The following is a 24,565-nucleotide window of genomic DNA, read 5'->3' on the forward strand; positions in this document are numbered from 1 at the left end:
GCATGTGCTTGAAGCGGACACGAAATGCATGCGCGGATCGCGCTTCGCGCCCGTTTCAGGCTCGACGCGCGGGAAGCAGACGCTCCGCACGACATGCTGGAACTCTACGAGCGGCGCGGGTTTCCGCCCATCGGCCCGCCGCGCTTTAGGGTGTAGGAATCGGCGAAGCCTTGTTGAGGGAAGGCGCTGTCGGACACTCAGTCGCCCAACAGTTCGCCTATCGACCTGAAGTCCTCGATGTGGTCGCAGATCGCCTTGATCGCGATCATGATCGGCATGCCGAGCAGCAGCCCCCAGGCGCCCCACAGCCAGCCCCAGAACAGCACGCCGATGAAGATCACGACCGCGTTCATGCGGTTGGCGCGGCCGGTGAGCCAGGGCATGAGGAGGTAGCCCTCGAGGCTGTTGATGACGAGCGAAACGCCGCCGACCGTCAGCGCCGTGCTCACGCTGCCGAATTGCAGCAGCCCGACCAGCGCCGCCCCGCCGGCGACGATCACCGCGCCGAGATAGGGAATGATGTTGAGCACCCCGGCGACGACGCCCCAGAGCGCCGCGTGCTCGACGCCGAGCCAGCTGAACGCGGCCCAGGTGGCGAGGCCGACGATGGCGCCGGCGAAGGCCTGCACCAGCAGGTAGCGCTGGATCTGCACGCTGATTTCGTTCAGCACCTGCAGCGTTATCTTCTTTTTGCTGAACGCGGGGCCCGAAATCTGCACCAGCTTGCGGCGGTAGGTGTCGCCGGAAATCATCATGAAAAAGGCGAGGAAGAGCACCATGACCGCGAGGCTCACGATCGAGAGGGCGCCGAGCGTACCGTTCCACAGATAGTCCTCGAGGCGGAAGCGCGGCTCTTCGATCTGCACGCGCGTCACGCCGCGCGGGACGACCGGATCGGACGCGGTTTCGCGCGCCGCGCGCTCGATCTGGCTGGCCGCTTCCTGGACGTTGCCGATCGCGCCGCTTTCGAGCCCTGCAATCTCCTTCTGCACGGTGCGGCGCAGTTTTTTCGCCGCCTGCGGCAGGGTTTCGATCATTCCGATGGCCTCGTCGCGCAGCGAATACGCGAGCGATCCGCCCGCACCGACGATCAGCGCCAGCAGCAGCGACGCGCCGACGATCTGCGGCACGTGCAGCCGGCCGAGCAGACGCATGGGCGGCGCCAGCGCGTAACTGATGATGACGGCGAGCACGAGCGGGATGAACACGGCCTGCGCCCAGTCGAGCACGAACACCGTCGACAGCACGCTGAGCAACAGAAGCGGCCCGTTGCGGTTTTCGCCGGAGAGCTGTACGGCCGGCGTGTCAACGTCGCACTGCGCATCGCGGGCAGCAGTCACCGGGCTGGCAGGTTTGTTCTCGTCCATGTTCGCGCCCCTTTTCTCGGCGGGGGTCAGGGCGACTGCCGGGCCTCGGCGATCAGGCGGCGGCACGCGCTGTCTTCCGCAGTGTTCGCTTCGATCAGCGGCGCGAGCGCCAGCGCCGGGTTGACGATACCGAGCGCGAGCGCGCCGAGCCCGCGCAGCGCGAGCTTGCCCTTGTCGAGGCCGATGTCGGGCTTGGCGAAACGGCCCTCGATATGGATCGGGGTACGCAGGGAGGCGACGCGTAGTTTCTTCGACCTCGGCACGATCTCGAGATCGAGCCTTTCTTCGCCGAGGTCGACGGTGCCGCGGCCATCGATACGCACGACGTCGGTATCGAGCACCAGGCTGCGCGCCTCCATGACGCCATCTTTCACGCCGAAATCGGCGACGCCGCAATCGATGGTGATGATCTCGTCGCCGGTAAGCGTGAGCTTCAGCATCTCGAGCAGATGCAGGCCGACCGCCTCCATCATGAAACGGCTGACCGTTCCGCCGTCGACGACGAGCGCGAGCTTGCCGTCGGCGTTGCGGAGCATTTCGGCGACCGAGTCGCCCTTTCCGGCGAGGTCGAAGTCGCCGCTGACCCGGCCGACCCTCGCCTTCTTGATACGGGCGTCCGGAAACAGGCGCGCCAGTTGCATCTTGCGCGCCTCGAGGTCGACCGCCGCCTCGATCGGGCCCTGTCGACCGTCGAGGCGGATCGTGCCCGCGAGCGTGCCGCCGGCGGCGTCGAACTTCAGCGGGTCGAGCGTCAGCACGCCGTTGTCGAGGCGCAGCCGGGTCGTGAGATTGTCGATCGGCAGCGCGTCGGGGCGCGCGATCGCGCCTGCGGTCAGCCGGACATCGGCATCCATGCGCCGCCAGCGCTCGGTCGAGAACGGGCGGTCGGGCAGCACGCCGCCGGCGCGATCCACCACCGGCTCGTCGCTTCCACCGATGACCGGCCCGAGGTCGCCGAGATCGAGCTTGTCCGAACGCAGCGTCGCCGCCAGTACCGGCCGCTCGCCGGCACGATCGACCTGCAGGGTTCCGGCGACGTCGCTCTTGCCGACGCGGCCGCGGAAGTTCTCGTAACGCCACAGGCTGCCACGGTGGATCAGGCGACCCGCGGTTTCGTAAGGCGGCGTGCGCGGAAATACGGTGCCGATCAAGGGATAGAGGTGGCCGAGGCTCGCGCCCGCGACTTTGATCTGCAGATCGACCGCGGAGGGCTTGAGCAGATTGGTGATCCGGCCTGCAGCACTCGCGCGCGTCTGTCCGACGCGCCCCGCGACCGCGAGGCGGTACGGCTCCTGCTGTTCGCGCAGGCCGAGCACGCTTTCACCGCTGCCGCGGGCGACGATCGGCTCGCCCTTGTAGCGGCCCTCGACATCGAAGCGCAGCCCGCCGGTGGTCTCGCCAGCGTCCGGACGCACAGTCGCGACGCGCGCGCGCAGCGAGGTTTCGGCGGCCGGGTCGCTGTACGCCACCCGGCCATCGCTCACGGAGACGTGCTTGACGACGACACGCGCCTCCTCGTCGCGCTGCTCGCGGTCGAGCAGCCAGTTCTTGCGACCGTCGGCGCTCTTTTCGAGATCGACCTCGGCCCGGTCGAGGCGGACGTCGGCGAAAACCAGGTCACCGCCGAGCAGCGGGACAAGCTCGACGTGGAACGCGACCTGCCCGATGTCGAGCATGTTCTTTTGGGCCGCCCAGGACGGATTGGCAAAACTGACGTCGGCGGCGCCGATCCGGATCGCCGGCGGCCATGCGAGGCGGACCTTCAGGTCGCCGCCGATGCGCAGTTCGCGGCCGGTTTTCTCGGCGACGAGGCGCTCGATCGGATCACGCAGCGCGTTCCAGTTCGGCAGGGCAAAAAGAATGAGGACCGCCGCGACGACGACGGCGAAGCTGATCGCGAACCATTTCAGCGCACGCCGCGCCATGGCCGCCGCTGACGCCCGTCGAGCGCAAGCGCCGAGGGCGACGACGCGCTCACGCGCCGCCTCCGGGGCTTTCGACCGCTGGCGCAAGCGCGGGCAGGCCGGCGAGTTCGTGGATGCGCGCGAGTACGCCGCGCGCGTCCGCGACGACCGCGAACAGCGAATGCAGGTAGGCGCGGCCGCCGCGGAACTCGTAGGCCTCCTCGAGGAAGCGCATCGCCTCGTGGACGAGGCGGCTGCCGCGCGCGCAGCAGCCTCGTTTGTAGTGCGCGATCAACGAGCGGATCACGTTCAGATGCTCGTCGCCGAGGTCGAAACATCGTGCGGCGGCGTTGCGTCGCGCGGTCTGCTCGATCTGCTCGGGGGTCACGTAGCGGACCGCGTCGTAGATCGGCGTTTCGCGGTCCGGCGTCGGGGTGCTGTCAGTCATACGGTTTCCTCGGGCGGGGCGTCGAAGCTCGTCAGACAAGATTCTTCGCCGCGAAATCCCAGTTGACCAGGCGGCCGATCACGCCGCTGACGTGATCTTCGAGCCGGTTCTGGTAATCGAGGTAGTACGCGTGTTCCCACAGGTCGATCGCGAGCAGCGGGGTCAGCTCCCGCGTCAGCGGGTTGTCGGCACCACAGGTCCGCACGACCCGGATCTTCTTGTCGTCGCGCGCGAGCCACACCCAGCCCGTGCCGAACTGCGCGATGGCCGCGTGGGCGAGCTGGCGCAGGCAGGCGTCGACCGAGCCGAACGACGCGTCGATCATTTTCCGCAGCGCAGGCGGTGGCAGGCCGCCGCCTTGCGGCGTGAGGCTGTCCCAGTAGAAGGCGTGGTTCCACGCCTGCGCGGCATTGTTGAAGATCACGGCCGTCTCCGGTTTGCCGGCCGTCGCGCGGATGACCGCGCGCAAGGGCATCGCCCCGAACTCGGTGTCGTCGATCCCGCGATTGAGTCCGTCGATGTAACGCTGGTGATGCTCGCGATGGTGGAAACGGATCGTGTTCCCGGAAATCAGCGGCCGCAGGGCGTCCGGCCCGTACGGCAGTGGCGGAAGCTCGTAGGGGAAGCGCATCGCCTCGATCGTGGACGTGCAGATGCCGCATTCGCCTGCGGACATCCCGGTTTCCATGGTCTGTCGCGTGGGCGGCGCGGTCCATGCCATCTTTAATGCATTCATTACTGCTGAGTTCTCCTCGATCCTGTCTCGCGCAGGGACGGCGGCGCATCCCCGTACCGCGCGGAACACGACGCTGTCGTCCGGCTGGCGCGCGAGACTGCGCGCCCCACCGGTCATGTTCGAAGCAGCGCTCACTTCGCGTACTTGATCTTGGCCTCGCTGATGCAGCTGTCCTTGGCCGCGCCCGAAAGCTGGTCGCAGCGCTCGCGGGCGGCCTTGTAGTCCGCCTTCAGCTGCTCCTCGGTGGCCTCGGCCTGCGCCTTGCCGCCCTTCTCGTATGCCTTGGCCTGCGACTTGGCTTTCTTGAGGTCGGCCTTGGCCTGGGCGATGCAGGCGTCCTTCGCCTGGCCGCGCAGATCGTCGCACTTCTCCTTCGCGCGTTCGTAGTTTTGTTCGGCCGTGTCGTGCGCCATGTCGGAACGCGCCTCGGTACGATCCTCCATGGTGTTTTTCACGTCGCTGGGGTAGTCGCGGGCGTACAAGGGGCTCGCTGCCGCGAGGGTCATGGCGATGAGCAGGGCGCTGGCAAGTTTCATTTTTCTCTCCTGGAAAAAAGAATCGGGTATGCACTGGACTCCACGGTCAGGCACTGCGAGACGTGGGAAGGGGACGGACCCGTATCTCGCCTGGCCGAAGCGTCCAGGGCACGGGAGCAATCTACATGCCCGCCCCGGGGCGCGAAATCCGGTTGTACTGAGAAAGGCGTGAGCGGGCCGGAGGGGGCCGTGTAGGGATTCTCCGACCGACGCGAGCGCTGCAGGCGCAGCCTAGCCCTTGTCAGATGGCGCGCGGGCGCGCACGAGCCGCGGTTTGTCGATCGGCGGCCGCGAGCGTTCCTGATCGCTGTCGGGCCGCTCCACCTTGCCGGCGGGCGCGAGGCGGACGAGCTTTCCGATTTTGGCCGAGCGGTAGAGCGCCTCGATAATGCGCACGTCGAGCCGGCCCTCCTCGCCCGAAGGCTCGGGCGTCCGGTCCTGCAGGATGCAATCGGAGAAATAGAGCAGTTGCGGGGCGAACTGGTCGCCGCGCGGAAACACGCGCTCCCGCGTCTTGCCGCCGATCGTCACGACGTGTTTGAGATCCTCGGCGTAACCGTAGGCGGGCGCGACGCGCAATGAACCCTTGGTGCCGACGACCTCGTAGGACGAGCCGCGGGCCGCGCCGAAGCTCGCGGTGAAGCTCGCGAGGCGGTCGCCCGGAAAGCGCATGAGCGCGCTCGCCATCTCCTCGACCTCGTCGAAGCGCGCGTCCGGCTTGCGCGCCGTCGCCGCGAAGACCTCGGTCGGCTCGTCGCGAAACAGGTAACGCGCAGCGTTGATGCAGTAGACGCCGATGTCGTAGAGCACCCCGCCGCCGGTTTCGTCCTGCAGGCGGATGTTGTCGGGATCGTTGACCTGCATCGTGAACACCGAATTGAAAATCCGCGCGTCGCCGAGCTTGCCCGAATTGACGAGTTCGGCCGCCGCGAGATTCGCCTTCTCGAAGTGCAGACGGTAGGCGATCATCAGCTTGACCCCGCGCTTTTCGCATTCACGCGTCATGCGCCGGCATTCGGCCTCGGTCACCGCCATCGGTTTTTCGCACAGCACGTGCACCCCGGCGCGCGCCGCGCGCAATGTGTAATCGAGGTGCAGGTGGTTGGGCAGCGCGATGTAGACGGCGTCGATCTCGCCGCTCGCCAGCAGCGCGTCGTATTCCGCGTAGCTCGCGACGCGCGGGACGCCGTATTGCTTCGCCAGCTTCTTGAGCTTGACCGGGTCATCCGACACCAGCGCCGCGAGTTCGGCGTTCTTCGCGGCCTGGGCAAAAGCCGGCAGCACGGCGATCTGCGCGATGTAGCCGAGGCCGACGACGGCGTAGCGGATCTTTCTGCCGCGTCGCGGCGCGGCCTTCACCCCGGGGGCAGTCGCCGCCCGCTTGCTTGTACGAGCCATACGGAATCTCCTCGATGCGCTGCAGGCGGCGACGGCCGCTCAGGAAGCGGCCTTCCTTTTCGCGGCGTTGCGCGCACGCGTCTGCGCCCCCTTCTTCGCCGACGCGCTGCGCTGCGCCGCGGTACGCGACGCCGAGGCCGCGCCACCGGCCTTGCCGCCTTTTTTCGCGGGCGAGGTATCGACCGCCTTGCCGCGACCCGACCCGCTCTTCTTGCCGCCGCCGGTCATTTTGTTGACCGTGGCCCAGGCGCGCGATTCGGCTTCCTTCTCCGAGACGCCGCGCTGGCGATAGCCTTCCTCGATGTGCTCGGCCTGCCGTTTCTGTTTGCCGCTGTAACTGGATTTGTCACCTCTGGGCATGATCTGTCCCTCCGGATGATGTCCCGCTCAACGCGGGACGGTCGGACGTGGCGCCGGGCCGGTGCTGCCGGCGGCCTCGAGGACGCCAGGTACGGGTTGGCCCGGGCCGGCGAACTTGCCGTGCAGGGCGTCGACGCCCTGCTGCGGCCGCGCGAGCGGGGTCAGGTCGGCGCGTCCGCGGCGCTTCTTCACCGGGTCGATCTCGAGTGCGCGGTCGCGGCGCTGGACCATGCCTGCGTCGGCCTCGCCGTCGCGGTTGAACGACCAGGCGAGCGCCGGGTCGCCGTACGGCAAGGGGTCGCCCTTTTTCGTGGCGTCCCCCGTGTTCCAGACGTGCCAGGTCTTGCCGTAGCTGTTCATCTTGCCTTTCATCAAGGCCTTCTCGGCGACGTCCGGCAGCCCCGGCGCGACGAGCTGGCCCGACAGGATCTCGTAGTTGTGGGGGTGCCAGTACTGCCTCTCCTGCGCCGGTAGCTGCTTGAAGAGCTTTTCCGAAATGATGTATTCGATACCGGTCAGGTTGGCGCTCCGCGTGTTGCCGTCGAACAGCGCACACTGCGCGAAGTCCTCGTTGACCTGGCTGCAGTAGTGCTCGGCCGCCATCTGGTGCGCGGGGTCGTTCTTCATCGCGTGAAAACCGCTTAGATGGACGTGCATGGGTTTGAGCGGGCTTTCGGACTGCAGCACCGCGGAGCCGGCCTTCAGCACCTGGGTCTTGGAAGAGGCCTCGGCACCGGGCGGATGGGTCGGCGTCTCGACCGCGTCGGCCGCGAGCGCGGGTGTCGCGACGGTGACGATCAGACTCAGCAGCAGCGCACTCCTGGGCATGGGATTTCCTCGACGTGTCCCGACTCGCACTTCCTGCACGCGCGTCCGGTTCGTGTGTGCCCTGCTTCGCGCGACGGCGCCGCGCGAAATGCGCAGCGCCCCGCGGCTCAGGGCTGGTAGATTGCCTCGGCTTCGTCGACGCAGGCCGCGCGGACCCGCCCGCTGTAGCGCTCGCAGTAAACGGCGGCCGCGCGCAGGTAGGCCCGGTTGCGCAAACGCGTCGAACGCGCATCGGCATAGACCCGCGCCTCGTCGCGCCGTGCTCGGGGCGCAGGCGCGGCATCCTGGTCGCAAGGCTTGCCACGCGCCCCCGTGGCCGCGCCACAGCGGGGAGTACTGGCGATGAGGGCTGCATCGGCCGCATGCGCCGCGCCGGTTGTCCCGGTTGCGGCATGCGCCGCAAATGCGACCGCGGCGAAGCACGCCGCGGTCGACCACTGCATGAGCACGCGGCGCGCGCGGGCGAAACGCCGGGGCGCGCCGGTTTCGCTCAGGGCTTACTCCCAGTACGGCCGAATGCCGTAATGCGAGTGGACGCTCGCGCCCCAGGTCCGGTCGGCGAAGTCGGGCCAATGGTCCTTGTCGAAGCCGGGCGCGTTCTTCAGTGTTTCCTTGTCCTGGTCGAAGACGAAACGATGGTGCTCGGTGTCGACCTCCATCGCCGGCAGCGGCACGGCGAAGAGCTTGCTGCCGAGGCCGAGGAAGCCGCCCGACTCGAGCACGGCGTAGGCAACGCGGCCCGTGTCGACGTCGATCATGAGATCCTTGATCTCACCGAGGTCTTCGCCGGCGCGGTTGACGACCTTGTCGCCGGAGATGGTGCTCGAGGAAAGGACGTGGCCTGTATCAATACGGTTCATGACTTATCTCCTATCGATCTAAGAACAAAAAAGGACTTCACGCACGAGGGCTCAGCGGCCCGGGATCTTGCGCGGAACGGGGTTGTTGCCCTCAGGGTGCTCGCCCTGCAACTTCTCGTCTTCGCGGCCCTGCACGCGCCGGCCGTCACCGGTACGCGCGCCCTTTGCGTGCGCGCGGCCTTCCGCTTCGGCGCGACGCATCTCCTCCGCTTCGCGGGGGTCGCGCGGCGCAGCGTCCTTGGCTGCCTGCTCGGTACGGCCCGACTGGGCGAACGAACGCGCGTGCTCGTTGTACTTCTTGGCCGAGGCGTAGTCGCCTTCGCCTTGCACACCGGGGGATTTGGAACTGCTGGATTTCATCGGACTCGTCTCCTGTCTTGGGTTGCGCACGGCGGATGCGCGTGCGCGGCCAGTACAGCTTGGACTTCTGGCCCGCCGGATCAAAACCGGCTGTGGTGAGACCATTGTGGGAAACCCTCCGCAGAGCACCAGTCGGAGCCTGTTGCCGCCCCGCGTAGGAGGAGTCCTAAAAACCCGAAACCCGCTTCAGCAAAGGCTCGGCGGTGCTGGCGTCGAGCTGCGGCAGAAGCCGGCGGAACGCGTCCAGCGCCTCCGCACCGCGCGCCGCGGCGACCGCGTCGAGGCCCGCGTCGTAACACAGCGCGAAGACCAGCGGCAGGGCGACGAGCGGCGCGCCCGAGGGCGGCCCGGTATGGAGGAGCGTGAAGTCGGCGTGGCGCGCATCGGCCTGCAGGCGCTGCGCGAGCGTCTCGAGCGCGCCGGCGCTGCCCGAGAAATACTGACAAAAGCGCCAGCCGTCAAAGACGAGCACGCTGCGGATGCCGCGGCCGACGTTGCGGCTGCGCGCGTGGCGGACGATGCCGCCGACGCAGGCCGGCGACACCCCTCCGGCGAGCGCACTCAGATACAGCAATTCGCGACGTTCGGTCATGACCTTCCTCCGTCAGGCGAGGCCGCCATGATCACGCCGCGCGATGACGCGCCCATGACGGCGCGATGACGGCGCGCAGGGCACGCCACCGCCGCGTACCGGGGGGTTGAGCGCGGCGCCGCAGGGAAACGTCCGCCCGCGCCGACGCTCTCAGCAACAGGCGTCGCGCCCGCGCACGGGCCCGAAAAAAGCGCCCGCTTGACCTTGCCATGATGGCAAGGTTTATGCTCGACTTGTCCCAGTCCATCAGGAGCGATCGCATGGCTTCCTCGCATTCCATCGGCATCGAAGGCATGACCTGCGCGAGTTGCGCGACCCGGGTCGAAAAAGCGCTCCGGCAGCTGCCCGGCGTGACCGACGCCTGCGTCAACCTCGCGACCGAGACCGCGACCGTCACCGGCGACGCGGACCTCGCCGCCGTGCAGCAGGCGATCGAGAAAACCGGCTTCAGCGTGCCGACCGAATCGCTCACGCTCGCGATCACCGGCATGACCTGCGCGAGCTGCTCGGCACGCGTCGAAAAAGCCCTCGCGCGGGTTCCCGGCGTGGTCGGCGCGAGCGTCAATCTCGCGACCGAACAGGCGACGGTCGACGTCGCGCGCGGCACCTCGCCGGCAGCGCTGATCGCGGCGGTCGAGCGCGCGGGCTACGGCGCGCAACTGCCGCAACAGGCGGCTGCCGCGCCGGCACCGGCCGCGGCGCTGCCCGACTGGTGGCCGGTCGCGCTCGCGATGGCCCTGTCGGCGCCGCTCGTTGCGCCGATGCTCGCGAGCCTTGCCGGCGCGCACTGGATGCTGCCCGGCTGGCTGCAGCTCGCGCTCGCGACCCCGGTGCAGTTCTGGCTCGGCGCGCGCTTCTACCGCGCGGGCTGGAAGGCCTTGCGCGCGGGCAGCGGCAACATGGACCTGCTCGTCGCCGTCGGCACCAGCGCGGCCTGGGGCCTTTCCGTCTATCTGCTGCTGACCCGCGACGATCCGATGCACCTGTATTTCGAGGCCTCGGCCGTCGTCATCAGCCTCGTGCTGCTCGGCAAGTGGCTCGAGGCGCGCGCGAAGCGGCAGACGACCGAGGCGATCCGCGCGCTGCAGGCGCTGCGCCCGGCGACCGCACGTGTGCGCGTCGACGGCGTCGACCGCGACGTACCGATCGAGGCGATCCGCGTCGGCGACCTCGTCGTGATCCGCCCCGGCGAACGCGTGCCGGTCGACGGCGAGGTGATCGAAGGCACGAGCCAGGTCGACGAATCGCTGCTGACCGGCGAATCGCTGCCGGTCGACAAGCAGCCGGGCGCGGGGCTCACCGGAGGCGCGATCAACGCCCACGGCGTGCTCGTCGCGCGCACGACCGCCGTCGGCGCCGAGACGACGCTCGCGCGCATCATTCGACTGGTCGAGAACGCCCAGGCAGCCAAGGCGCCGATCCAGCGTCTGGTCGACAAGGTCAGCGCGGTGTTCGTGCCGGTCGTCATGGTCATCGCGCTCGTGACCTTCATCGGCTGGTGGGCGTGGGGCGGCAGCGCAGAACAGGCGATCCTCAACGCCGTCGCCGTGCTCGTGATCGCCTGCCCCTGCGCGCTCGGACTTGCGACGCCGACCGCGATCATGGCCGGCACCGGCGTCGCGGCGCGGCACGGCATCCTGATCAAGGACGCCGAAGCGCTCGAACTCGCGCACAGCATCGACACCGTCGTGTTCGACAAGACCGGCACGCTGACCGACGGCACGCCTCACCTCGCCGCACACGTCGCCGCGCCGGGCGAAGACGCGAACCGGCTGCTCGCGCTGGCAGCGGGCCTGCAGCGCGGCAGCGAACATCCGCTCGCGCGCGCGGTGCTCGCCGCGAGCGACGCGGCCGGGCTCGCGCCGTTGCCGGCCGAAGCCCAGCAGGCCCTGCCCGGCCGCGGCATCGCGGGCAAAGTCGAGGGCACCGGCTACTGGCTCGGCAACCGCCGGCTGATGCAGGATCAGCAGGTCGACACGAGCGCGCTCGACCCCGCCGCACGCGAACACGAAGCCGCCGGACGCAGCGTCTCCTGGCTCGCGCGCGCCGACGAGCGCCGGCTCCTCGGCCTGCTCGCCTTCGCCGACGCGGTCAAGCCGAGCGCGGCGCAGGCCGTAGCGAAGCTCAAGGCGCAGGGCGTCGAGACGGCGATGCTGACGGGCGACAACCGCGGCGCCGCGGCCTACGCGGCGCAGGCGCTGGGCGTCGAAAACGTGTTCGCCGAAGTGCTGCCGGAAGACAAGGCCGGCCACGTCGGCGCGCTCAAGGGCCGCGGCAGGACCGTGGCGATGGTCGGCGACGGCGTCAACGACGCGCCCGCGCTCGCCGCGGCCGACGTCGGCATCGCGATGTCCTCGGGCAGCGACGTCGCGATGCATACCGCCGGCGTCACGCTGATGCGCGGCGACCCGGCGCTCGTGGCCGACGCGATCGACATCTCCAAGCGCACCTACGCCAAGATCCGGCAGAATCTGTTCTGGGCCTTCGTCTACAACGTCGTCGGCATCCCGCTCGCCGCGGCCGGCCTGCTGAGCCCGGTCATTGCGGGCGCGGCGATGGCGTTCTCGAGCGTGAGCGTCGTCACCAACGCGCTGACGCTGAAACGCTGGCGCCCGGCCGAGGACAGGCGATGAACATCGGCGAGGCCGCCGCCGCGAGTGGCATATCGGCGAAGATGATCCGGCACTACGAGCGCATCGGGCTCGTGCGCGAGAGCGGCCGTACGCCGGCCGGATACCGGCAATACGAGGCGCGCGACGTCCACCTGCTGCGCTTCGTGCGCCGCGCGCGCGACCTCGGCTTCTCGCTCGAGCAGATCCGGCAGTTGTTGTCGCTGTGGGAGGACCCGGCGCGCGCGAGCGCGGACGTCAAGCGGCTGGCCGAAGCGCACATCGCGGAACTCGACGCGCGCATCGCAGCGCTGAGCGAGATGCGCGCGACGCTCGTCACGCTCGCCCGCGACTGCCGCGGCGACCACCGTCCCGATTGCCCGATCCTCGCCGACCTCGCGTCCCCGCGCGCGGACTGAGCTCAATTCCGCCCCTCCCAGTCGTACACGACCTCGATCAGCACGCGAGAACGAACCGGGCGACCCTGTCTTTGCGCCGGCGCGAAGCGCGCCTCGCGAAACGCAGCACGCGCGGAATCGTCGAACACGCCGGGCGGGTCGGCGCTGACGACGCTGACGTCGCGCACGCGGCCGTCGGCCTCGAGCTCGACCTGCAGGCGGACCGTGCCGGAGATCCTGCTGCGATCGGCGAGCGGCGGATAGTCGGGGACGATTTCGCGCAGCGCGCGCGGCTGCACGTCGAGTTCGCGCGCGCTGTAATAGGTGAGGTCGACGGCGCTCGTGACTTCGAGCGGGGCGACCGACCGGCGCGCCTCGCTTGCCTCGCTTGCCTCGCTTGCCTCGCTTGCCTCGTTCGCGGCGGGCGCTGGCACCGGAGCCGCGGCCGCACCGGGCGCCGGTTGGGCTGGCGCAGGCGCCGGATCAGGCGATTTCCCCTGTCGGGCCTCCGCGCGCGCCTCAAGGTCCGGCGCCGCGGGCCGGCGAACAGGCGCGACTTCGGGGCTTGCTGGTTCGGATCGGGGCTGTTCCGCTCGGGGCGGCTCGGCCGGGCGCTCGTTGGATTGGCGCGCTTCGGCCACCCGCGTGGTCGGGGGGGCCGGCGCGGCTTCGGATTGCGCCGGCTCCCGCTGCTGCGTCCACGCGTCGATCAGCCGCGCCTCGATGACGGCTGGGTCGACGCCACGCGAGGTTGGCGGCGCGACCTGGATCAGCGCGACCAGCGCCGCGTGCACGCCGATCGAGATCCAGACCGCGGCGAGCGGGCGGCGCAGCCGCGTCGGGATCGTCGGTTCTTCGAATTCGGCGCGGTTCACGCGCGCGTGTCCTGCGCGAACCGGGGCCGCGTCAGGTACGTTTGGACTGCAGGGAAAAGCGACGCGGCGGCCCTAGAATGAGGCCGGGACACAGCCAGGGAGCACAGCATGAAAAGACTCGTCATCGCGGCCGCCATCTTAGCATCGGCCCTTGCGGCGCCCGCGCGCGGCGCCGACGTCGAACTCGTCAAGGCCACGATCCGCGCGGCCGACGGCAGCGACGTCCCGGTCGAGGTCGCGACGCCTGCCGGCAAGGGTCCGTTCCCGCCGGTCCTCTTCATCCACGCCAAGCGCGGCTACGAAGGCGACGAGCGCGCCCACGTGCGGGAGCTTGCGGCCCAGGGCTTCCTCGTCGTCGCCCCGGACTGGCAGAGCGGCCGCTTCATCGAGCGCTGGCCGTCGGCGCACGACCCCGAGACCGAGATGGACGTCGAGGCCGGGCTCGACTATCTGAAGTCGCTGCCGAACGCGTGCAAGGGCAAGGTCGGCGTCGTCGGCCTGTCACGCGGGCCCTATTACGCGATCCGGCTCGCCGCCAAGCGCGGCGCCGACCTCGCCGCGATCGTGAGCTACTACGGCCACATGCAGAACCCCAACGCGCCCGAGCCGGACCAACTCTTCCGCATCGCGCCCGAAGTCACGCAGATCACGACGCCGATGCTGTTCCTGATCGGCGACGCCGACTACGAGCTGCGCCGCATGAACGGCGGACGCGCGTTCTATGCGCTGTGGGAGCGCGGGGTGCCGGTGGAATGGCAGGAATACCCGATGGCGCGGCGCGCGTTCGACTTCCGTCCGGACCAGACGCCGGAGGAAAAAGTCGCGACGCGGCACGCGCGCGAGCGGGCCAAGAACTGGCTCGTGCAATGGATGAAGCTCTCGCCCGACATGCGCTGCGCACGTTCCTGAACGCCCGGGCCGACCCCGGCGTTCAGCGCGACCAGCCCCACTTGCGGAAGATCGCCTCGCCCGCGTCGGAGGCGAGGAAGTCGACGAATTCGCGGGCCGGGGCGCGGGTCTTGCCCTGCGTCGTGAGGACGACGTTGGTGTCGCGGTAGATCGCGTAGTCGCGCTCGATTTTGACGACCTCGGCGAGATCGGGATTCGCCACCTGCCAGATGTTCCAGATCAGCCACGCGTCGATGTCGGGCGTTTCGGTCCAGGTCTTTTTCGCCTCGGCGCTGTTCTTGGCGTAGGCGACGATGTTCTTGCGCAGGCGCTTGACCGTTTCGATGTCGCCTTTGCGGCCGGCCATGTCCTCCCACGCCCCGGTCTGCCCGGCGCCGTTCACGACAAGAATCTGCACGCCGGGGCGCAGCAGATCCTTGACGCCCGAAATTTTCGCGGGGTTGCCCGGACGGACGAGAATCGCGTAGGGGCGCAGGTACAGCGGCTCCACCTCGGGCGCGTCGATCCGCCCCTCCATCGCGCCGACGAAGTCGGTCATCATGTGCTCGGACCCGCCGTAGACGACGTCGGCGTCGGCCTTGGCTTTGTCGATCCATTCCGGCGTCGGCCCGGCGGTGACCACGACCTTCGTGCCGGTTTTTTTCTCGAACGCGCTCGCGGCCTCCTTCATCGCCGGCGCCGGGCCGCCGGGGCCGTAGACGTTCAGCGTTTCGGCGGCCTGCGCCGCGCCGACGAGTGCGAACAGCCCGATCAGCCCGGTCATCAGCGTGTGGACAAAGGTATTCATGGCGGCTCCTTGGCGTCTCGCAGAAGCGAAGAGGACCGGCGGGACCGCGCAAAAGTTCTGCCGCGGCCAATACGGGCGGCAGGGTCCGCCGCCGATCGAGCGCCCCGTTTTGACCCGCTCCGCGCGTGCATGCACCACAAGCGCCCGCCGTGGGGCCGCGGACTTTCGCGGCGCAACGCCCTAATCCCTTGATACGCAAAGGCCGGCACAGTTGGCACGCCGCCTGCTCTATTCGCACTGCTCACTGGCCGTGGGCGTTGTCGGACAGCACCGATCGACGGCGGTCCGTGTTGCCTTTTTTTGGACGGCTGCAAACGGGCGGATAGAACATGCGCGTACTGATCGTAGAGAACCAGCCGGAACGGCTGGCAATGCTGGTGCCCGCGCTCGAGCACGCGGGCTGCGTGGTCGCGGCGACGCTCGATTCGGCGCGCAGCCTCGACGCACAGGTCCGGACGCTGCAGCCCGACGTCGTGATCGTCGCGCAGGATTCGCCAGACCGCGATACGCTCGAGCAGGTCTGTGTCGCCAGCCGCGACTGCCCACGGCCGATCGTGATGTTCACCGGCGACGGCAGCCCGGCATCGATCCGCGCCGCGACGCAGGCCGGCGTCACGTCCTACGTCGTCGACGGCCTCGACCCGGCGCGGCTGCGCGCGATTCTCGACGTCGCGGTCTCGCGCTTCGAGGCCTTCCAGGGCTTGCACGACGAACTCGAGCGAGCACGGCGCGAACTGTCCGAACGCAAGCTCATCGATCGCGCAAAGGCGCTACTGATCAAGCACAGCGGCGCATCGGAGCCCGAGGTCTACGGCGAGATGCGCCGCGCGGCGATGGACCGCGGACTGAAGCTTGCCGACATCGCACGACAGATCCTGCAAAAGCCGCCGGCGTGAGCGGGTCGCCTTGGTGCGCGACACGGCTTCGCTGCACCGGGCGCGTGCGAAAGTCCCGCCACAGGCACGCGCAGCGTTTGTCGACGTGGTCCGCAAACCCTGCTCCCGCCTGGGTTTGGCCGATCTGGCACAGCCGTTGCTAAATCCCGGTTGAGCGTCGCAACGCAGCGGCATTCGGCATCCCCCCGCATTCCGATTTCTGGACAAAGGCGTCCGCCCTCCGAGGCGACGCCTTTTTTATTTGCTTCATCTGGAGAAACGACCGTGACCGACAGCCAGGACAAATCCCGCATACAGGACCCGAGCAAACGCGACTTCATCAAGCAGGGCGCTCGACTTTCGGCCGCCGCCGCGCTCATGGCGCTGGTGCCGCCGGGCGTGCGCAGCGGCGCGTGGGCCGCGGGCTCCGACGCGCCCGAGAAGGCCGCGCTCAAGATCGGCTTCATTCCGTTGACCGACTGCGCGTCGGTCGTCGTCGCGGCGGTCAAGGGCTTCGACAAGAAGTACGGCCTCACGATCACGCCGAGCAAGGAGGCGTCGTGGGCGGCGGTGCGCGACAAGCTCGTCAACGGCGAGCTCGACGCCGCACACGTGCTCTACGGCCTCATCTACGGCGTGCAGCTCGGCATCGGTGGGCCGAAAAAGGACATGGCGGTGCTCGCGACGATCAACAACAACGGCCAGGCGATCACGCTCTCGAACCAGTTGAGGGCGAAGGGCGTGAGCGGCGGCGCGAGCCTCGCCAAGCTCGTCAAGGCCGAGCCGCGCGAATACACCTTCGCCCAGACCTTTCCCACCGGCACCCACGCGATGTGGCTCTACTACTGGCTCGCCGCCTACGGCATCGATCCCTTCCGCGACGTCAAGAACATCGTCGTGCCACCGCCGCAGATGGTCGCCAACATGCGCGTCGGCAACATGGACGGCTTCTGCGTCGGCGAACCCTGGGGGGCGCGCGCGATCCGCGACCGTATCGGCTTCACCGCAGTCACGACGCAGGAAATCTGGAAGGACCACCCCGAGAAGGTGCTCGGCACGACCGCCGAATTCGTAGAGCGCTATCCCAACACCGCACGGGCGATGGTCGCGGCGATCCTCGACGCGTCGAAGTACATCGACGACCTGAAAAACCGCGCCGAAGTCGCGAAGCTCATCGCCGCCAAGTCCTACGTCAACACCGACGTCGCTTCGATCGAAGGCCGCATGCGCGGCCAGTACGACAACGGCATCGGCCGCAAGTGGGTCGACGCGAACTCCATGAAGTTCTTCGCCGGCGGCCAGGTCGGCTTCCCCTACCTCTCCGACGGCATGTGGTTCCTGACCCAGCACAAGCGCTGGGGGCTGCTGAAGACGCATCCCGACTATCTCGCGGTCGCGAGGACGGTCAACCGCATCGACGTCTACAAGGACGCCGCGGCACTGACCAAAACGCCCCTGCCGTCGTCCGACATGCGCGCCTCGAAACTCATCGACGGCGTGGTCTGGGACGGCTCGAACCCGCAGGCCTACGCCGACGGCTTCCGAATCAAGGCCTGAGCGAGCGCCGCTTCGATCCGAGTCCGACGCATCACCCTTGGAGGACTACCCCATGCACGCAATCAACGCAAGAAACCAAGCGCGCAGCGCGCTTCCGGCGAAAGCCGAAGTCGTCGCGCTTCCCACGCCGCCGGCGCGACACGCGCCCTATTTCGAGACCGACGCCGGCCGCCGCCTGCTCGACGGCGGCGCGACGCTGGTGAAGAACGCGATTCCGCCGCTGCTTGGCCTGCTGCTTTTCACGGCGCTGTGGGCGCTGGTCGCGAACAGCGGGCAAACGCTTCCGGGGCCGACGGAGACCTGGGAGGCGGCACGCGCGCTGTTCGCCGACCCCTTCTACGACAACGGGCCCAACGACCAGGGCATCGGCTGGAACGTCCTCAACTCGCTCTATCGCGTCGGCGTCGGCTTCGGCGCAGCAGCAGCAGTCGGGATACCGCTCGGCTTCATGATCGGCCGCTTCGATTTTCTGAACCGCATGCTCGCGCCGATCATCGGCATCCTGCGCCCGGTCTCTCCGCTCGCGTGGCTGCCGATCGGCCTGCTCGTGCTGCAGAAGGCCGAGCCGGCGTCGATCTGGGTGATCTTCATCTCGAGCATCTGGCCGATGGTGCTCAACACCGCTGCCGGCGTGCAGCGCGTGCCGCAGGATTACATGAACGTCGCGCGGGTGTTGAAGCTGTCCGAGTTCCGCGTGTTCACGCGCATCCTCTTCCCCGCCGTGCTGCCCCACGTGCTGACCGGCGTGCGCCTGTCGATCGGCGTCGCCTGGCTCGTCATCGTCGCCGCCGAAATGCTGACCGGCGGCGTCGGCATCGGCTTCTGGGTGTGGGACGAATGGAACAACCTCAACGTCGCCCACATCATCATCGCGATCTTCATCGTCGGCCTCGTCGGGCTCGCGCTCGAGCAGGGGCTGATGGTGCTGGCGAAGCGGTTCTCTTACGAGTAGGGATCAGGGGTCAGGATGCAGGGATCAGGGGACGTGCGGCCTCCGGCCGCGCCTTCCCATATCCGCGAAGCGACCTCCCCTGACCCCCGACCCCTGAATCCTGATCCCCCGAAGGAATTCAAACATGCAACGTTACCTCCAGATCGAAAACGCCGGCATGGCGTTCCACACCCGCAAGGGCACGTTCACCGCGCTGACCGACGTCAACCTCGACGTCGCGCGCGGCGAATTCATCGCGCTGATCGGCCACTCGGGGTGCGGCAAGTCGACGCTGCTCAACCTCGTCGCCGGCCTGCTCGACGCGACCGACGGCGTGCTGCTGCTCGCCAACAAGGAAATCCGCGGCCCCGGGCCCGAGCGCGCGGTGGTGTTCCAGAACCACTCGCTGCTGCCGTGGCTCACGACCTTTCAGAACGTCTACCTCGCGGTCGAGAAGGTCTTCGGCGGCAAGGAGCCGCGCGCGCAGTTGAAGGTGCGCACGGCCGCCGCGCTCGACCTCGTCGGCCTCGCCCACGCGGCGGCAAAGCTGCCGGGCGAAATCTCCGGCGGCATGAAGCAGCGCGTCGGCATCGCACGGGCGCTCGCGATGGAGCCGAAGGTGCTGCTGATGGACGAGCCGTTCGGTGCGCTCGACGCCCTGACCCGCGCCCACCTGCAGGACGAACTCATGAAGATCGTCGCCGCGACCGGAAGCACCGTCATCATGGTGACCCACGACGTCGACGAGGCCGTGCTGCTATCGGACCGCATCGTGATGATGACCAACGGCCCGGCGGCGACGATCGGCGATATCCTCGACGTCGACCTGCCGCGTCCGCGCGACCGGCTGCGACTCGCCCACGACCCGCAATACCACGCGCTGCGCAGTCGGGTGCTGGAGTTTTTGTATAACCGGCAGATGCGGCCGAAGGAGGCGGCCTAAAGGGACACAGGATGCCGATCCATGCGGCCCGCGGAGGGAGCAGAAATCCTTGAGCTGGTCGCTTACGCGTTGGTCAAAGCTGGCGGAGCTTCACCAACGCATCGGCCAGCCGCTCGGCCCCGTCGATTGGGTTGTGCTCGAACACCATCATGTAGCGATAGCCGCGCCCGGCCTTCGCCTCCCACAGCTTGCCGAGCTTCAGCTTCAATTCGGAATCCGTGTTGTCCCGGTCGTCGCCTTTGGTCTCCAACAAAATGATCCGGCCTGGCTTAGTTTTCACGATGAAGTCGGGGTAGTGGTTCAGAAAACCGTTGATCCTGAAGCCCTTCCCACGCGAGCCATTACGGTGCCACCACTGCACGCTGCCCAGGTTGGCTACGTCGTTAATTACGCGGCGCTCGAAGTCCCCCATGGCGGCTTCGGTGACGTACAAGCTCTTCGGCACCGCGGAGGCATTGGCGCTGGGCGTGATCGAGTCCGGCAGCGCGAAACTTGGCTGCATGGCGATCCGGTCTACGTCCAGCATGTCGGTGAAGGTTTTCTGCGCATGCGCGTTGGCCAGCGCCGTGATCTTCTGCTTGATCTTGCGGACGTAGGCCACATCGCGCTCGATGCAATCACGGATTTGCTCGGCATTCATGCCGGTCACCACGCGACGGATGTACTCCTTCACCTCGGGGTCGGTGATCGGGTACATGTTGCCCACGAGTTCAGTCAGGCGTGACACGAGGTTCATCATCTGGCTTTCGTGCGACAACGCCAGCAGGTAGTTGGTGAACTGCACGCGCTCACGCGCCGCCAATTTGAAAGCACGCGGCGCGTAGTTCTCATCGCCCAACTGCTCCAGGTCGACACGATAAATCTCGGTTTCGACATCCTCGAACGAGATCGTCGCGTCGCCCTGCGACAGGCGAAAGTCCTTAAGTAATTCCTCGCGCTCGAACAACTGAAACGGCTGCTCTTCCGTGAAGAAGCCGCCGTTCTGCACCTGGATGAAGAACTGCGGCAGGCGTACCGCCAAGGCTTCGTCGCGGAAGATGTCTTTGATCTTGTGGCGGTTCATCTTGTCTTCCAGTTCCGGTGAAACGTCGTCGTTGCCGGCCTGCGCCTTTTCCTCGAAGGCCTGGTTTTCAGCCAGTGCGCGGGCTTTGATGTCGGCGACGAAGGCCGCGCTGGCCGGTGTGACGTCTGGCGTCGTGGCGCCGGACTCCCTCGCGCCCGTGCCAGCCTGCGCCGTGGTAGCGGCTGCGGCCTCCCAATCTGGTGAAACGCCGCTCACGTCCAGTTCACCGACCGGTTCTGCCTCGGCATCGGCTGTTGCCTGCCCAAACAGCCCCCCCAAGGGCAGTTGCTCGGTACCGGCAGCACCCGCTTGTGCCGCCGTGTCCGCTGCCTGGGCGTCGATGGCGCGATAGTCCTTGTCAGAAAAGCCGGCGCGGTTCAGGCCCTTCACCACGCTTTGCAGCGTATCCATGAAGCGGTTGCTGGCGGTAAATACATAGGCGAGGTTCAGCAGGTCATGGCCGTGCTGTTGGACATGCGGCATGCGCAGCACGCGCCCCAGTATCTGCTCTACGTCCACGGCCGAAGTCTTGTCGGCCAGCGAAGCCAGGATGTACGCAAACGGGCAATCCCAGCCCTCCTTGAGCGCGTTCACCGTAATGATGAAACGCACCGGGCAATCCCGTTTCATCAAGTCAACGTCTTTCAGCTCGTTGATGTCGGCGGTCTTGATCTTGATCTGCTCGGCCGGAATCTTCAGCTCAATCAGCTTCTCGCGAATCTTCTCGAAGGTGGTGTTGTCCTCATCCGTGCGCGGCTGCGCCTGGAACAGCACGATGGGGCGGATGTACTTGCCGCCTGCCGCCTCTTCCTGCTTGGCCAGGTCTTCGAGCTGCCTGCGCAGGATCAGCGCCGACTCGATCACCTCGCCCTTGCTGGTGCGGTTGGCCACGATCACCGGCAGCTTCACCATGTGCTGCTTTTTCAGCGCCAGCGCGTCCACGAAACTGATGATGTTGCTGTTGTTGCGCGGCGTGGCGGTCAGGTCGAGGATGAAGTCCGGGTTCAGGTTCGTCGTCATCTCCACCGACAACTGGCTCTCGGCGTTGTGGCTCTCGTCCACCACCACCACCGGCCGCAGCCGCCGGATCACGTTGATCAGGGCCGAAGCATCGTGCTCGGGCAGCAGCCAGTCGCCGGGGTCGCCCTGGTCAGGCTGCAGGAAAGAAGCCAGGTTGCCGTTCTCCTGGTAAATCTTGCGGTCTTCCTTGTTGCGGGCGCGCAGCGAATCGAAGCTCATCACAACGATGGACAGTTGCTCCTGTGCCGTGTCGTAGGAGAAGCCGGCGCCCATCAACAGGTCGCGCTTCTCGTACACCGCCACCCGATGCCGGAATAACTGATCCAACCTTTTTCGATACGGATGCTCCGGGCTGTTCAGTGCCTTCACCGTCTGGTCCAGGATGGTCAGCGAAGGCACCAGCCACACCACCATCTTCGGCCGCCTTGGGCTGCGTTTGGCCAACGCGGTAAAGACCGTATCGAGCGCGTTCACGGCAATGAAAGTTTTGCCGCCCGCCGTGGGCACCTTGGCGCAGATGTGCGGCACGCCGGGCACGGTGTTCTTGTAGGGCTCGATACCGTCGTCGCCGCCTACCCGCACGCCTTTGCCGGCCCAGTAGTCCCGGAACGCCTGCGCAAGATTGGGCGTGCCGTCCAGCACGTCGAGGTAGCCCGCCAGATCGGCCAGCACGCGGGCCTGATAATCCTTGAGTTCCATGGTGTGTCTGCTCTCGTTGTTGTTCTTTTCGGTCAGAAGCGGGTGATGTCGCGGGGAATCTTCTTGAAGACGATGCCGTGCCGGATCATGAAGTCCTTCGACAGCAGGCAACGGTCGGCGTAGACGATCACAGTGTCGGGCTTGCCGGCGCCGGTATCGCCGCCAAAGCGCAGGCCGGCCAGAAAGTCCATGTCCAGGCTGGTCGCACGGTCCGGCTCGTAGTGGAAGAGCCAGGCCGTTTCCCGGTTCAGGCCCAGCAGATAAGGGCTGTGCGGGTTGTCGGTTGTGGTCTGGTCGGCAGTGGGGATGCCCTCGCTGTAGGCCACGTAGCCCCGGATGGCCTCGGTGCCGGCGGCTTCATTGAGGTTGTCGTCGGGTAGAAACATCGGCTCGCCGACGATGTAGTAGTCGAAGCCGCCGCCGAGGCCTTGCATTGCCTTCGTGCCTTCGCCGTAGCCAGTCATCACCCGTCTGATCCGCTCGGCGGTCAACGTATCCGCATAGCTTTCGGTCTCGATCATCACGAAGCGCCGCGCCCCTGAGTCCTGAGCGTTCAGCTTCATCACTGCGTGCCCAGTTGTTCCGGAGCCAGCGAAAGAATCCAGCACGATGTCGCTGGACGACGCTGCTATCTGGATAACTCGCTCGATCAATGCGCTGGGCTTCGGCGTGTCAAACGACGCAGTGCCAGCAAAGATCGCGCGCTGTTCGTTTTTGGACGAACGATTGCTACCTACGGCCTCCTTGGTCCAGAGTGTGCGGGGCACAAGGTCGGCCACCTCGTTCAAATAGCGTTTGATGCTGGGCCTAGCTTCGCCGGTCGGACCCCACCAAATCCGGCCGTCGTCATCCAACTCCCTCAGCTTTTCCTCTGACACACGCCAGTAGCGACCAGCCGGAGGCGAAAACTCCCGGCCGGTAGGCCCCGTGATCGTGTACAAGCCCTTTGAATACGGCTTGTTGGCAAAGGGATCGCCTGGTATCCAAGGGCCGCGCTCGTCATCATCCTGATTTTGATAGATCGCATCGGATTCTTCGTTGCGTGGCAGGCGAGCAGGCGTCCAGCCTGGCTTCTTGGAGTAGACGAGGATGTAGTCGTGATCGGTCGAGAACTGGCGCGCCGAGTTCCTGGGGGAGTCTGCCTTTTCCCAGATGACGGTCGCGACGAAGTTGGCACCCCCGAAAATTTCGTCCAACAATGGACGCAGCAGGCCGGAGGCGTTGTCGTCAATCGAAACCCAAATTGACCCGTCGTCATGCAGCAAGCGATGCAGGAGTTTCAGACGCGGATACATCATGCACAGCCACTTGTCGTGGCGCGACAGGTCCTCGCCTTCCTTGCCCACCACTTGGCCGAGCCAGCGCTTGATCTTCGGATCGTTGACGGCGTCGTTGTAGACCCACCCCTCGTTGCCGGTGTTGTACGGCGGATCGATGTAGATGCACTTCACGCGGCCCTCGAACTCGGGTAGCAGGCTCTTCAGGGCTTCGAGGTTGTCGCCGTGGATGATGCGGTTGTCGGTGGTATTCGCGGGCGTGCCTTCGGGCGCGGTAAAGGTCGAAACCTTCTGGAGCACGCGAAACGGCACATCGTGGTGGTGGTTGATCACCTTGTCTTTTCCTACCCAGTGCAGTGTTGGCATGTTGTTGGTTGTAGCGGTCAGTTTCTGGCTTGCGCGGTAGCCATCAGGCCCCGAGCCACAGCCTGGCAAAGTCGAACGAAAGCTGGCGGTGATGCCGGACGGACAGCAGGTAAACGGTGGCATCGGTTTCCGATGCGATATACAGAATCAGGTAATCGCCGTGCAGGTATACGCGCAGGGCATCGGCTCGGCCGGCCGGCAGCGCTGCGAGCACGGCCAGTGCTTCGGCTGACTGCGGTGGATTGTCGAGGTAGCGCCGGCCGATGCGTGGGAAGCGGCTCAGGTTCGGAATGACCGAGCCGCGCAACTCGGCCAGCAGCGCATCGAAGGTTTGCTCGGCGTCAGCTTCCCGCAGAAAGGCTTCGACCGCTTCGAGGCATTGCAGGAAGCTCGCGGTCAGTTCGACCCGGCAGGGGCGGTCAGCCACGCTTATTGGCGGGCTTTCTGCTGGGCTTTCCTGCAGCCGATTCGACAGCTCCAGTCGCGGCGCGGCGCTGTTGCAGCCGCTCGATGGCGTCATCCGCAGCGAAGGTGCGGCCCGCATCGATGTCGGCCAGACCGCGGCGCGCATCGTCGATCAGCAGCAGGTGGATGCGCTCGCGTTCCAGCCGGTGGTAGTAATCGAGCCGGTCGGCGTCGATCAGGGCGACATAACTCTCGCCGTTCTTGGTGATGATCTTCTCGGCGCCGGCCTTGGCCTGGTCGGCCAACTCCGAAAGATTCGCGCGTGCCTGCGTGAATGGCACCACGTCTCCAGTAGTAAACCCCATGGCAAGCTCCTCGAATGGGATGACAGAATTGTGCACAGCATACTGCGCGTCACCCCGCTCCGTCCATCCTCGGTGCTTCCGCATCCGGCGGAGCGAT

Annotated in this window: 25 protein-coding genes; 7 read left to right on the forward strand and 18 right to left on the reverse strand. The window is 67.1% G+C overall.

Going from position 1 to position 24,565, the window contains the following annotated elements; genetic code table 11:
* Positions 1 to 197: 197 nt before the first annotated feature.
* The 12 genes from TBD_RS11315 to TBD_RS14340 all read right to left on the reverse strand — a co-directional run bounded on the left by TBD_RS11315 (position 198) and on the right by TBD_RS14340 (position 9,389).
* The gene (locus TBD_RS11315) at positions 198 to 1,367 is read right to left on the reverse strand and encodes an AI-2E family transporter (RefSeq protein ID WP_011312765.1); all 1,170 of its coding nucleotides are present in this window, start codon (positions 1,365 to 1,367) and stop codon (positions 198 to 200) included.
* Positions 1,368 to 1,393: 26 nt separating this feature from the next.
* Positions 1,394 to 3,292 carry an AsmA family protein gene (locus TBD_RS11320; protein WP_011312766.1) on the reverse strand — a complete coding sequence of 633 codons (1,899 nt, stop codon included), beginning with the start codon at positions 3,290 to 3,292 and terminating at the stop codon, positions 1,394 to 1,396.
* A 49-nt stretch (positions 3,293 to 3,341) separates the two neighbouring features.
* Positions 3,342 to 3,719: a hypothetical protein gene (locus TBD_RS11325; protein ID WP_011312767.1), complete on the reverse strand. Its 378-nt coding sequence runs from the start codon at positions 3,717 to 3,719 to the stop codon at positions 3,342 to 3,344.
* 31 nt (positions 3,720 to 3,750) lie between these two features.
* Complete coding sequence (locus TBD_RS11330; protein WP_011312768.1) at positions 3,751 to 4,455, reverse strand: superoxide dismutase; 705 nt, start codon at positions 4,453 to 4,455, stop codon at positions 3,751 to 3,753.
* A 131-nt stretch (positions 4,456 to 4,586) separates the two neighbouring features.
* Positions 4,587 to 4,991, reverse strand: a complete 405-nt coding sequence (locus TBD_RS11335) for a hypothetical protein (RefSeq protein ID WP_011312769.1) — start codon at positions 4,989 to 4,991, stop codon at positions 4,587 to 4,589.
* Positions 4,992 to 5,222: 231 nt separating this feature from the next.
* Positions 5,223 to 6,389: a Gfo/Idh/MocA family protein gene (locus TBD_RS11340; RefSeq protein WP_011312770.1), complete on the reverse strand. Its 1,167-nt coding sequence runs from the start codon at positions 6,387 to 6,389 to the stop codon at positions 5,223 to 5,225.
* A gap of 39 nt (positions 6,390 to 6,428) precedes the next feature.
* Positions 6,429 to 6,749 carry a hypothetical protein gene (locus TBD_RS11345; RefSeq protein ID WP_011312771.1) on the reverse strand — a complete coding sequence of 107 codons (321 nt, stop codon included), beginning with the start codon at positions 6,747 to 6,749 and terminating at the stop codon, positions 6,429 to 6,431.
* A gap of 27 nt (positions 6,750 to 6,776) precedes the next feature.
* Positions 6,777 to 7,577 (reverse strand): OBAP family protein, encoded by an 801-nt coding sequence (locus TBD_RS11350; protein ID WP_011312772.1) that lies wholly within the window; start codon positions 7,575 to 7,577, stop codon positions 6,777 to 6,779.
* Between the two features lie 107 nt (positions 7,578 to 7,684).
* Positions 7,685 to 8,020: a hypothetical protein gene (locus TBD_RS15015; RefSeq protein ID WP_011312773.1), complete on the reverse strand. Its 336-nt coding sequence runs from the start codon at positions 8,018 to 8,020 to the stop codon at positions 7,685 to 7,687.
* Positions 8,021 to 8,074: 54 nt separating this feature from the next.
* On the reverse strand, positions 8,075 to 8,437 hold the full coding sequence (locus tag TBD_RS11360) for a PRC-barrel domain-containing protein (RefSeq protein WP_011312774.1): 363 nt from the start codon (positions 8,435 to 8,437) through the stop codon (positions 8,075 to 8,077).
* A gap of 51 nt (positions 8,438 to 8,488) precedes the next feature.
* Entirely contained in the window at positions 8,489 to 8,797 is a 309-nt protein-coding gene (locus TBD_RS11365; protein ID WP_041432734.1) for a hypothetical protein, read from the reverse strand.
* A gap of 166 nt (positions 8,798 to 8,963) precedes the next feature.
* Positions 8,964 to 9,389, reverse strand: a complete 426-nt coding sequence (locus TBD_RS14340) for a BLUF domain-containing protein (protein WP_011312776.1) — start codon at positions 9,387 to 9,389, stop codon at positions 8,964 to 8,966.
* 260 nt (positions 9,390 to 9,649) lie between these two features.
* Here TBD_RS14340 and TBD_RS11375 point away from each other — a divergent pair, with 260 nt between their 5' ends.
* Both TBD_RS11375 and cueR read left to right on the forward strand, forming a co-directional pair.
* Positions 9,650 to 12,022, forward strand: coding sequence for a heavy metal translocating P-type ATPase (locus TBD_RS11375; RefSeq protein ID WP_011312778.1), 2,373 nt, complete (start codon positions 9,650 to 9,652; stop codon positions 12,020 to 12,022).
* A complete protein-coding gene (gene cueR / locus TBD_RS11380) occupies positions 12,019 to 12,417 on the forward strand; it encodes a Cu(I)-responsive transcriptional regulator (protein ID WP_011312779.1) in 399 nt (132 codons plus the stop codon). The genes TBD_RS11375 and cueR overlap by 4 nt, the downstream gene beginning before the upstream one ends.
* A gap of 2 nt (positions 12,418 to 12,419) precedes the next feature.
* Here cueR and TBD_RS11385 read toward each other — a convergent pair whose 3' ends face one another.
* Entirely contained in the window at positions 12,420 to 13,271 is an 852-nt protein-coding gene (locus tag TBD_RS11385) for an energy transducer TonB (RefSeq protein WP_011312780.1), read from the reverse strand.
* A gap of 108 nt (positions 13,272 to 13,379) precedes the next feature.
* Between TBD_RS11385 and TBD_RS11390 the strand changes: the two genes are divergently transcribed.
* Positions 13,380 to 14,180 (forward strand): dienelactone hydrolase family protein, encoded by an 801-nt coding sequence (locus TBD_RS11390; protein WP_011312781.1) that lies wholly within the window; start codon positions 13,380 to 13,382, stop codon positions 14,178 to 14,180.
* A gap of 22 nt (positions 14,181 to 14,202) precedes the next feature.
* Here TBD_RS11390 and TBD_RS11395 read toward each other — a convergent pair whose 3' ends face one another.
* Positions 14,203 to 14,967 carry an extracellular solute-binding protein gene (locus TBD_RS11395; protein ID WP_011312782.1) on the reverse strand — a complete coding sequence of 255 codons (765 nt, stop codon included), beginning with the start codon at positions 14,965 to 14,967 and terminating at the stop codon, positions 14,203 to 14,205.
* Between the two features lie 329 nt (positions 14,968 to 15,296).
* On the opposite strand from TBD_RS11395, the gene TBD_RS11400 reads away from it, so the two are divergent.
* The 4 genes from TBD_RS11400 to TBD_RS11415 all read left to right on the forward strand — a co-directional run bounded on the left by TBD_RS11400 (position 15,297) and on the right by TBD_RS11415 (position 19,273).
* Positions 15,297 to 15,863, forward strand: coding sequence for an ANTAR domain-containing response regulator (locus TBD_RS11400; protein WP_011312783.1), 567 nt, complete (start codon positions 15,297 to 15,299; stop codon positions 15,861 to 15,863).
* Between the two features lie 264 nt (positions 15,864 to 16,127).
* Complete coding sequence (locus TBD_RS11405; protein ID WP_011312784.1) at positions 16,128 to 17,399, forward strand: CmpA/NrtA family ABC transporter substrate-binding protein; 1,272 nt, start codon at positions 16,128 to 16,130, stop codon at positions 17,397 to 17,399.
* Positions 17,400 to 17,451: 52 nt separating this feature from the next.
* Positions 17,452 to 18,351 carry a nitrate ABC transporter permease gene (gene ntrB, locus TBD_RS11410; RefSeq protein WP_011312785.1) on the forward strand — a complete coding sequence of 300 codons (900 nt, stop codon included), beginning with the start codon at positions 17,452 to 17,454 and terminating at the stop codon, positions 18,349 to 18,351.
* A gap of 124 nt (positions 18,352 to 18,475) precedes the next feature.
* Entirely contained in the window at positions 18,476 to 19,273 is a 798-nt protein-coding gene (locus TBD_RS11415) for an ABC transporter ATP-binding protein (protein WP_011312786.1), read from the forward strand.
* A gap of 73 nt (positions 19,274 to 19,346) precedes the next feature.
* Here the strand turns inward: TBD_RS11415 and TBD_RS11420 are convergent, their stop codons facing one another.
* The 4 genes from TBD_RS11420 to TBD_RS11435 are packed head-to-tail and all read right to left on the reverse strand — an operon-like array spanning position 19,347 to position 24,444.
* The gene (locus TBD_RS11420) at positions 19,347 to 22,055 is read right to left on the reverse strand and encodes a DEAD/DEAH box helicase (protein ID WP_011312787.1); all 2,709 of its coding nucleotides are present in this window, start codon (positions 22,053 to 22,055) and stop codon (positions 19,347 to 19,349) included.
* A gap of 32 nt (positions 22,056 to 22,087) precedes the next feature.
* Entirely contained in the window at positions 22,088 to 23,698 is a 1,611-nt protein-coding gene (locus TBD_RS11425; RefSeq protein WP_041432736.1) for a site-specific DNA-methyltransferase, read from the reverse strand.
* A gap of 43 nt (positions 23,699 to 23,741) precedes the next feature.
* The gene (locus TBD_RS11430) at positions 23,742 to 24,125 is read right to left on the reverse strand and encodes a type II toxin-antitoxin system RelE/ParE family toxin (RefSeq protein WP_011312789.1); all 384 of its coding nucleotides are present in this window, start codon (positions 24,123 to 24,125) and stop codon (positions 23,742 to 23,744) included.
* Positions 24,118 to 24,444: a type II toxin-antitoxin system Phd/YefM family antitoxin gene (locus TBD_RS11435; RefSeq protein WP_238376450.1), complete on the reverse strand. Its 327-nt coding sequence runs from the start codon at positions 24,442 to 24,444 to the stop codon at positions 24,118 to 24,120. Before TBD_RS11435 ends, TBD_RS11430 begins: the two co-directional genes overlap by 8 nt.
* Positions 24,445 to 24,565 lie beyond the last annotated feature (121 nt).

The sequence above is a fragment of the Thiobacillus denitrificans ATCC 25259 genome (genome assembly GCF_000012745.1).
Taxonomy (GTDB): Bacteria; Pseudomonadota; Gammaproteobacteria; order Burkholderiales; family Thiobacillaceae; genus Thiobacillus; species Thiobacillus denitrificans_B.

Bases quoted from the DNA above. Each gene is read 5' to 3' on its own strand.
- TBD_RS11375 (WP_011312778.1), top strand. From the start codon at position 9,650: ATGGCTTCCTCGCATTCCATCGGCATCGAAGGCATGACCTGCGCGAGT.
- TBD_RS11395 (WP_011312782.1), bottom strand. From the start codon at position 14,967: ATGAATACCTTTGTCCACACGCTGATGACCGGGCTGATCGGGCTGTTC.
- TBD_RS11400 (WP_011312783.1), top strand. From the start codon at position 15,297: ATGCGCGTACTGATCGTAGAGAACCAGCCGGAACGGCTGGCAATGCTG.
- cueR (WP_011312779.1), top strand. From the start codon at position 12,019: ATGAACATCGGCGAGGCCGCCGCCGCGAGTGGCATATCGGCGAAGATG.
- TBD_RS11415 (WP_011312786.1), top strand. From the start codon at position 18,476: ATGCAACGTTACCTCCAGATCGAAAACGCCGGCATGGCGTTCCACACC.
- TBD_RS11315 (WP_011312765.1), bottom strand. From the start codon at position 1,367: ATGGACGAGAACAAACCTGCCAGCCCGGTGACTGCTGCCCGCGATGCG.
- TBD_RS11325 (WP_011312767.1), bottom strand. From the start codon at position 3,719: ATGACTGACAGCACCCCGACGCCGGACCGCGAAACGCCGATCTACGAC.
- TBD_RS11365 (WP_041432734.1), bottom strand. From the start codon at position 8,797: ATGAAATCCAGCAGTTCCAAATCCCCCGGTGTGCAAGGCGAAGGCGAC.
- TBD_RS11390 (WP_011312781.1), top strand. From the start codon at position 13,380: ATGAAAAGACTCGTCATCGCGGCCGCCATCTTAGCATCGGCCCTTGCG.
- TBD_RS11330 (WP_011312768.1), bottom strand. From the start codon at position 4,455: ATGAATGCATTAAAGATGGCATGGACCGCGCCGCCCACGCGACAGACC.
- TBD_RS14340 (WP_011312776.1), bottom strand. From the start codon at position 9,389: ATGACCGAACGTCGCGAATTGCTGTATCTGAGTGCGCTCGCCGGAGGG.
- TBD_RS15015 (WP_011312773.1), bottom strand. From the start codon at position 8,020: ATGCAGTGGTCGACCGCGGCGTGCTTCGCCGCGGTCGCATTTGCGGCG.
- TBD_RS11335 (WP_011312769.1), bottom strand. From the start codon at position 4,991: ATGAAACTTGCCAGCGCCCTGCTCATCGCCATGACCCTCGCGGCAGCG.
- TBD_RS11345 (WP_011312771.1), bottom strand. From the start codon at position 6,749: ATGCCCAGAGGTGACAAATCCAGTTACAGCGGCAAACAGAAACGGCAG.
- TBD_RS11420 (WP_011312787.1), bottom strand. From the start codon at position 22,055: ATGGAACTCAAGGATTATCAGGCCCGCGTGCTGGCCGATCTGGCGGGC.
- TBD_RS11340 (WP_011312770.1), bottom strand. From the start codon at position 6,389: ATGGCTCGTACAAGCAAGCGGGCGGCGACTGCCCCCGGGGTGAAGGCC.
- ntrB (WP_011312785.1), top strand. From the start codon at position 17,452: ATGCACGCAATCAACGCAAGAAACCAAGCGCGCAGCGCGCTTCCGGCG.
- TBD_RS11360 (WP_011312774.1), bottom strand. From the start codon at position 8,437: ATGAACCGTATTGATACAGGCCACGTCCTTTCCTCGAGCACCATCTCC.
- TBD_RS11320 (WP_011312766.1), bottom strand. From the start codon at position 3,292: ATGGCGCGGCGTGCGCTGAAATGGTTCGCGATCAGCTTCGCCGTCGTC.
- TBD_RS11350 (WP_011312772.1), bottom strand. From the start codon at position 7,577: ATGCCCAGGAGTGCGCTGCTGCTGAGTCTGATCGTCACCGTCGCGACA.
- TBD_RS11425 (WP_041432736.1), bottom strand. From the start codon at position 23,698: ATGCCAACACTGCACTGGGTAGGAAAAGACAAGGTGATCAACCACCAC.